Origin of the sequence: Agathobaculum hominis (genome assembly GCF_014288055.1) — a bacterium.
Lineage (GTDB): Bacteria > Bacillota > Clostridia > Oscillospirales > Butyricicoccaceae > Agathobaculum > Agathobaculum hominis.
The window spans coordinates 155164-162461 of the sequence record NZ_JACOPK010000007.1 but is presented as its reverse complement, the minus strand read 5'-3'; the positions used below and the strand labels follow the sequence as shown (position 1 = coordinate 162461).

Sequence of the window (7298 nt, the reverse complement as noted above, 5' to 3'; positions counted from 1 at the left end):
GCCTTGCGGCTCAACTGGAGGTCCAAGAACTTGACCCTGCTGTCCTACAGCTATTGTATCACGGGCACCTCAAAGCCTGCTGATACCTGAAACTATTTACTTTTAACTTATTATACGAGGAGGTGCTGATATGCCATATTACGATCACGACAAGGATTATCCCTTTGCCGTCTTTATCACCAATCTTGGGAAGTACAATGAGGGCGAGCTTGTGGGCGAGTGGGTGAAGTTTCCCACCACCGCCGAGGAATTGAAGGAAGTGTTTAAGCGGATCGGGATCGGCCAGAAGGATGACTTCGGCCAGCCCTATGAGGAATGGTTCATCACGGACTATGACTGCTATGTGGACGGTCTTTACAGTAAGCTGGGTGAATATGAGAATCTGGACGAGCTGAATTATCTGGCGTCGAAGCTGGATGAAATGGATCAGAGCGACTATGCGAAGTTCCAGGCCGCTATGGAGATCGGAGACTATACCAGCAGCCTGCAGGAGATCATCAACCTCACCGAGAATCTGGATTGTTATGAGATTTACCCCAATATCGAGGATTATGACGATCTGGGGCGTTATTATCTCGAAGAACTGGAGGTTTCAAAAGTTCCCGCCCACCTGCAGAACTATATCGACTATGAAGCCTATGGACGGGATGTGGCGTTGGAGGAAAACGGCACTTTCACCGATCAGGGCTATGTGCGTGATACGGGTGACAGTTTCCATGAGTATTACGACGGCGAGCGCGGCAGCATCCCCGATGAATACCGGGTGATGACCTTCCAGGACGATCTTTCCGAAGAAGAAAAATCCGAGTGGGCCATGGATATCGCCTTTGACATGGACGAGTTTTTCCGTCAGAACGATCCGCAGTATGCGGCGGAGCACCCGGAGGCACACGCCGCAAAGGAAGAACTTTACGAAAACCTGATGGCGGGACGCATTTCTGCGCTGGATGAAAAGCTGGCGGCGCTGGGGCAGACGCAGGAGGACTATCTTCCTTCAGAGATTGAAAAGTTCAAGGATGCCACGGGCTATGAAGAATTTCTTGATTTTGATCCGGCGGAGGTCAAGGCCGCTTTGGAGGACCCGGAGAAGTCCCATGCGGATGAAATGCTGTCCGCTGCGGAGAGGGCTGCCTCGGAAAAGATGACTGTGCTTGTAGTGGAGCCTATGAAGGAACCCTATGTGAAGGAGATCGACCCCGATCTTCATTCCCTGCAGGCGGAGGTCGACGGAGACATTGGCGCAACTTATCCCTATTCTGACCCGGTGGCGCTGGTTTGCAATGATGAAGGAAAGCTCATAGGGCTTGAACTGAATCGTGGACTGCGGGATGAAAACGGAGAAATTTATGATATTGTAGCAGGAACTTTCCTGGTGGTTGGACTTGGTGAGGAAGATTTTGCGTCCCTGTCCCCGGAACTGATCCAGAAATACACGGAACAGTTCAAAACACCGGAACGATTTATGCAGATCAATGGCAATATCGTTGTTCTCCCTGTTCCCGCAGAGAAACAAGACCTCGCTTATCTGCCAGACCGTTTTGAAACCGGCGAGCGCATCCGGACGCCCAGGGGCAGCTTTCAGGTGACGGCTATGAGCCGGGAACAGATGGAGGCGGCCGGTTACGGTGTCCACCATATTTCCGATGATGGAAAGTATCTTATCATGGGAAACGGCACACGGGCCTTTGCCGTGGCAGCGGAGCAGCCGGAAAAGGACAATCCTCTCCGCACCGCTGAAATGACGATGGAGGATGACTACGGCATGATCGACGGCGTTATCAACAACGGCAGACGCGGTGAGGAATTGGAAAAAGCCCAGGAGTACGCAGAACGGACAACGACGGAGAAGCCTTCCATCCGTGAGCGGTTGGAGGACGCAAAACGGGAGTGTGCCGAGCACAAGCCCCCGGAGGGCAAGAAGCCCGGCCGTGATGTGCCGGAGCATGATTGCCTATGAGCCGAAGCAAGAAATGGCGGCTGGAATTGGCGTTCTTCCTGGGCGAGAACGGCAGGCGGCAGTATAACCATATCTGCAAAAAATGTGTTCACGGCTGCAAGCAGAGTTTCCGGGCGTGTCTGGTCGCTTGTCCGCATTACAGTTCCAAACGGTCTAAAATCTGTGAAGATAAGGGTGGAAAAACCGCAGAATAATTCCCTGTACCCGTATTTTCAAAGGGAGCCTTTATGATTTTTCATATGTCGGGCTGCTTGCTGGCACATGAAGAAAAAGGCTTGATTTCAAACACTTTCTGTTACGCAAAACGGGAGTACAGCTTTTCGGTTCGTCCGATCGGCTGTACTCCCGCTTTTCTTTTTGCTTAGAACTGCGTAAAAATCTCGGCTATCTCTGCTTCATACTCTGCATATTCAGCTGAATCAAACAAATGATTTTGAGGGTTATCTAATGTAATAATTTTTACATCATCAATAGTCGAAGCCATATTTCTTCCCTGGATAGACGCAACTATAATCTGGTTACTGGTTTTGTCCCATGTGAGCAAAGTACGGATAATAGATTCCAAATGCTCATCATCCTGCTCCAAAACATTCGGGGAATCAATGACCATCGGGAATGTTATCAAATCAGGAGCTGTCGAATGTTGTGTTTCGACAAATGCGAGCATTTGTGCAATTTTGCACCGAGGACCATATGCTCCACTTGCACTAAGATGTGTACCAGGTTCACTTTCTGTCTCGACTTGATCCGAAGGAATATCAAGTCCAGCAAGAAGGCGCGTTAGATTTCCTTGATATACTGTGTTGACTTGCTCTCTCTCCTGCGTATAAACTGATAGTCGCTGATTGATTTCTGCACTATCTTTACGTAGTCGGTCAATTTCCGAGGAATTGTAACTAATTTGATCCCCGTATTCTTTTAGAAGCTGGTTTGTAGCCTTTGATTTAACATAAGTATTATAAGCTTCTCTATCGGCTGTCAGTTCTTTTTCAAAATCTTTTAGTCCCTGCTGTTTAGCCTCAAATTTTCTCTTTAATTTTACAATCTGCTTTTCTAAGCGTTTCTGCCCCTCGGCAGCTACCGTATAGTCCTCCAGCAGCGATTCACGTAAATAAATTTTTTCAAGCCTTTGCGTCAGAACCTGTTCAAACACCATGCCGCAGCGAGGGCATTCAATCGTTTCTCCACTTACAAAATCCTCGTTCGGGACTTTTTTCTTAATATATTTGGAGAGTAGCTCCTTTTCATGCGTTAGCTGAATCAAGTCATCTTCAGCCTTTAGTAAGGCTGATCGAGTTTGAGTTAACTCTTCAAGTATTCTCTTTATCTCTTGTTGCCTGGAAGATATGGCCCGCTCCAAGGAGGCTGTATCAAAGGACATTTGAATCGCATTGAGCCCAGCTTGCAGTGTTTCTATTACCATTCGATACTTATCGATTTCCTTTGCAAGTTCATCAATCCGTTTTTTGTTCGCCTTGCAGCGCTTTGATATTTCAACGTAGCTATTATCAAGGACACCCAAGTGGAAAAAATAGCTGTTCTTTCTTTGTGGTAAATCAAACTGAGCCATTTTGTCAAACGAAGAAGAGTTCACTGCCCAGCCATTCTCTTGATCCACATAATAGGGCATATAATAAAATGCCGGAGGACACTTTATTATTGTTCCATCACGGTCCTTAGATACAAGATCTATCTCTAGGTCAAATATCTCGCAAAGCCTTTCTTCAAAGTCTCCGACTGATTGGTAGCACCCGTCAAACACTCCATCACAGTATAATACAAAAGTGTTCTTGAGCCGTGCAACTCGATATAGATGTGCATTAAGTGAAAAATCAATATAGGTAAGTAAATTTAGCCTCTTAATTGGGTTTGGATAATACACTTCTGCGCCGAGTGTATAATATATGGATTTCATTATTACGGATTTGCCTAAGTGGTTGCGTGTACTGGTAAGTAAGTTCTTTTTAGGCGAAAAGGAAATTCGCTTAGCTTCCTTATTTGTAAGGTCAACCATTGTGATGGAAGATACCACCAAATTCATGTACCCACACCTCCATAGCAATACTTATATATCAAGATCATTATGAGCGTTTTTAGGTAGTACTCATCTTGGTAGCAGGTTGGAACAAAATCACAATCACTGGCTTTAGCATAGACAGCATTAAATAATCCAACCATATCATCTATACCATTTTGATTTTCGGATTCTATAAATTCTAACAATGTTTTTTTAAGGGCCACGAATGCGGAAATGTTGGAATACATATCCATCTTAATCTGTTGATACTTTGAGCTATATCGGCGACGCGCTGATATGGATGCAACATTGAAGTCAGAGAATAGCTTCTCTGGGGCCGGAATTTGAATTGCCAATCCGCAGGATATGATTTCTTTAATAGTTCTGCCGTCAAGCCCTTTCTTGCTCATAATTTCTTGTACATCTGTACAATCCTCATTTATTTCCTCGTTAAATCGTTTATCGAGTTCGTCGTATAAAACTGTAAAAATTGATTTTGCTGTCGCAACTTGTAAATTAGCATCCTGCCCAAGTAAGAAATCCTGAAATTCGTGTTCAACTTCTGCTTTGTGGTTTTTCGTTGAGAGTAAAGAACGAACAAAGAAAAACTTTGACAAATCAATGTCTGCTTCGTTTACATTCTGGTCTTTAGCAATAGCTTTACGAATTTTCTTGATGTTTTCTTCAATCGCTTTATCGTCTAATCCTGTTCTTTCATTAGGGAATACCTCGGTGCCGGATACGACTATATCTGTATTGCACACTAATGATGCGCTATCAACATAGCCGCTATACTTTAGTGCATTGCGATACAGTTTTTGAAACCATTCATCTTTAATTACAGCAGACAAAAGATACTGTCTGTCCGTAGATTTAGTCTTAATCTGATACAAATGAATGGCCGAAGGATTATCAGGGTCACTAATGACAGAGACATCCTCTATGTAATCCATCATTACAAGAAAATCTGTGGAGTAAAAATCCATGATTAACTGGATTGCATAGCTTATTTGGATAGTTAAGCGATTTTTTGTGCGTGATCCAGCAATTTCCTTGTGGCAACTAGAAATAAGATCACCCAATGACATATGCAACCCTTCCCTCGTAGATAGATTCGCAGGAGTATTTTTGTTAATTATACCATTTGCACAACTACTACTCAAGGGAAAATCACCGTTTTATACAAATCAAATTGAATCGGAAGATATGTTATTTACTCTTGCCTATCAACCTCCACACCGTCAGCGGCACATACCACACTGCCACGATCAGCCGCCATGCCAGAATGAAACCACCGATCACGCCGCCGATAATAAAGTTCAACGCAAACAGGGCGATTCCTCCCCCCAGGGAGCCGCCGCCAGGCACGATCCAGAGGCACATCCGATGGAGTCCAAACGGTAGCCCGCAGAGTATCCAGAGCCATACATAGTCAAGCTCTCCGCTCTTCATGCAGGCGGATTTGAAGATACAATACAGAATCAGCGCCACGGTCACGGGCAGTACACTTTTGAAGAAAAATGCTTTGATTGCTTCGCTTCTTGTCATCGGTAAAACCTCCTTCCGCAGTTCCATTATACAGGATGCCGGGAGCTGTGCCCAGCGTCTTTCAGAGAAAATTATTCAAGTTCATGCCGCCGCTGTTGTTCCTGTTCCTTTGGAACGGTCAGCAGTGCATCTACATTTTGTTTAACAGTATCGTATTCCTGGGCTTCGGTTCTTGCGGCTTTGTATTCAGCAAGGAGCCGTTCCTTTTCTGCGCTGAGATTGGCAAGCTCCGTTTTCATGCTTTCTGTTGTCGGCAGCGGTACAGCCCCCAGCCGTTTCAATTCTCTGGCGGCCGCTTCAAAAAGGATGATCTCGCTCTCATGCCCCCGCAGAAACTTTTCTTTATCATTCGATTTACGGTATCTTTCATAAAGCGGCTTTAGCTGACGGTAAGTTCCGGCATGCTTCATCACAAGGGCAAGTTCGGCACTTCTGCTTTCTATCCGCTTGATCTCTGCATGAGCGGTATCCCTGCGTGCGGATACTGCGGTCAATTTGCTTTCCAGTTCTCCATAACTGCTTATCCCGTGTTCCGTCAGGAAATTCATGGTCTTGGCGGCCTGTTTCAGATTGTTCAGCTTCGCCCAATGGGTGAAGCCTGCGCTCTGCTGTGCCTTGATGTTATTCTGGATATCAATGAGCAGGCTGATCTTTCCGTTCTGCGGTTTCGGCTGGCGGGAAGGTCTGGAACGTCCGGCAATCCGGGCGGCAAGGGCTTCTTCGGTGTAGTCCACACCCAGGGTTTTCAGACGGGTGAATCGTTCCTGATCCGGCGCTCTGGCGGAGATATATTTGCCCCGCTTGATCTCATAGCCTTCTCTCTGCAGGCGACGAAGCAGTTCTTCCAGGTTGGAACAGGCTGGCAGGAGTCGGTCAATGGCAGCTTTCAACTTTTCCTTATAGCTGGTGCCGTTCTGCGCGGCCTGATGTTCAATATAGCTCTTGCCCTTGTCTTGCCCTGGGATGATGACAGACAGACCGTGTTCCTTGCAAAGCCGGTCGGAGGTACGGCGGATATCGTGATAGCTTCGCTTGTTGGAATGATAGTGCTTGTGATCCGCAAAGCTGACCGCATTGAAAATCAGGTGATTATGAACATGATCTTTGTCTATATGAGTGGTAAGTACAAACTCATACTTGCCGCCCAGGATTTCTTTTGCAAGCTCCATGCCGATTTCATGTGCCTGTTCCGGCGTGACCTCTCCAGGCTGAAAGGCTTGGATCAGGTGACGGCCCAGGTTCGTGCCCTTGTCGATGGCATGGCAGCGGGTCCAGGAAAATTCGATATCCGCAGTTTCGGCGGCACAGCCATAGGAAGAAACAAGCAGCTTTCCGTCCGTCTTTTCCGGGTTGCAGATATAGTCAATGGCTGCTTTCAGCGTTGATTTGATAGGATGTGTCTTTGTAACTGCCATATCTCGTCCAGCCTTTCCCGTATCTCGTCCATGTCGGCCTGATACGCAGGACCTCCGGCGTTGATCCGCTTGGCGATCTGGTTGATGTTCCGGCCGATGGCAGAAAGCTCTTTGGTAAATGCCTTGATATCTGCGGTGTCCGTATAGATGATATATCCGTCAATCGCCATCTTTCGGAGGTATGCGCCATATCTGCGTGTGGGTAGCTGGCTCATTTTCTCATCTATGAGCCGTTTTTCGTCCTCCGTGACATAGAATTTCATTTGGATATTCCGCTTTCGGTTTGCCATGCGCCGCCTCCGTTCTTCATAAGGGTTTGGGATTATCCCAACAAGCAATTTTGGATTTTCGGGCAAGGGAC

The 7298-nt window shown here is 46.5% G+C and carries 6 protein-coding genes; 1 reads left to right on the top strand and 5 read right to left on the bottom strand.

What is annotated here, in order from left to right; translation table 11 throughout:
* Nucleotides 1-130: 130 nt before the first annotated feature.
* Nucleotides 131-1957 (top strand): antirestriction protein ArdA, encoded by a 1827-nt coding sequence (locus H8S02_RS09070; RefSeq protein WP_186970244.1) that lies wholly within the window; start codon nucleotides 131-133, stop codon nucleotides 1955-1957.
* Nucleotides 1958-2318: 361 nt separating this feature from the next.
* Here H8S02_RS09070 and H8S02_RS09065 read toward each other — a convergent pair whose 3' ends face one another.
* The 5 genes from H8S02_RS09065 to H8S02_RS09045 form a co-directional block, all read right to left on the bottom strand.
* Entirely contained in the window at nucleotides 2319-3998 is a 1680-nt protein-coding gene (locus tag H8S02_RS09065; RefSeq protein ID WP_186970243.1) for a hypothetical protein, read from the bottom strand.
* The gene (locus H8S02_RS09060; protein WP_186879216.1) at nucleotides 3995-5062 is read right to left on the bottom strand and encodes a dsDNA nuclease domain-containing protein; all 1068 of its coding nucleotides are present in this window, start codon (nucleotides 5060-5062) and stop codon (nucleotides 3995-3997) included. The genes H8S02_RS09065 and H8S02_RS09060 overlap by 4 nt, the downstream gene beginning before the upstream one ends.
* Nucleotides 5063-5183: 121 nt before the next feature.
* Nucleotides 5184-5522, bottom strand: a complete 339-nt coding sequence (locus H8S02_RS09055) for a DUF6050 family protein (RefSeq protein WP_186970242.1) — start codon at nucleotides 5520-5522, stop codon at nucleotides 5184-5186.
* Nucleotides 5523-5593: 71 nt separating this feature from the next.
* Nucleotides 5594-6937, bottom strand: a complete 1344-nt coding sequence (locus H8S02_RS09050) for a relaxase/mobilization nuclease domain-containing protein (protein WP_186970241.1) — start codon at nucleotides 6935-6937, stop codon at nucleotides 5594-5596.
* Nucleotides 6898-7227, bottom strand: coding sequence for a MobC family plasmid mobilization relaxosome protein (locus H8S02_RS09045; protein WP_016300376.1), 330 nt, complete (start codon nucleotides 7225-7227; stop codon nucleotides 6898-6900). The genes H8S02_RS09050 and H8S02_RS09045 overlap by 40 nt, the downstream gene beginning before the upstream one ends.
* Nucleotides 7228-7298: the final 71 nt, after the last annotated feature.

Coding starts and splice junctions, on each gene's coding strand:
- H8S02_RS09070 (WP_186970244.1), top strand. CDS start 131: ATGCCATATTACGATCACGACAAGGATTATCCCTTTGCCGTCTTTATC.
- H8S02_RS09065 (WP_186970243.1), bottom strand. CDS start 3,998: ATGAATTTGGTGGTATCTTCCATCACAATGGTTGACCTTACAAATAAG.
- H8S02_RS09060 (WP_186879216.1), bottom strand. CDS start 5,062: ATGTCATTGGGTGATCTTATTTCTAGTTGCCACAAGGAAATTGCTGGA.
- H8S02_RS09055 (WP_186970242.1), bottom strand. CDS start 5,522: ATGACAAGAAGCGAAGCAATCAAAGCATTTTTCTTCAAAAGTGTACTG.
- H8S02_RS09050 (WP_186970241.1), bottom strand. CDS start 6,937: ATGGCAGTTACAAAGACACATCCTATCAAATCAACGCTGAAAGCAGCC.
- H8S02_RS09045 (WP_016300376.1), bottom strand. CDS start 7,227: ATGGCAAACCGAAAGCGGAATATCCAAATGAAATTCTATGTCACGGAG.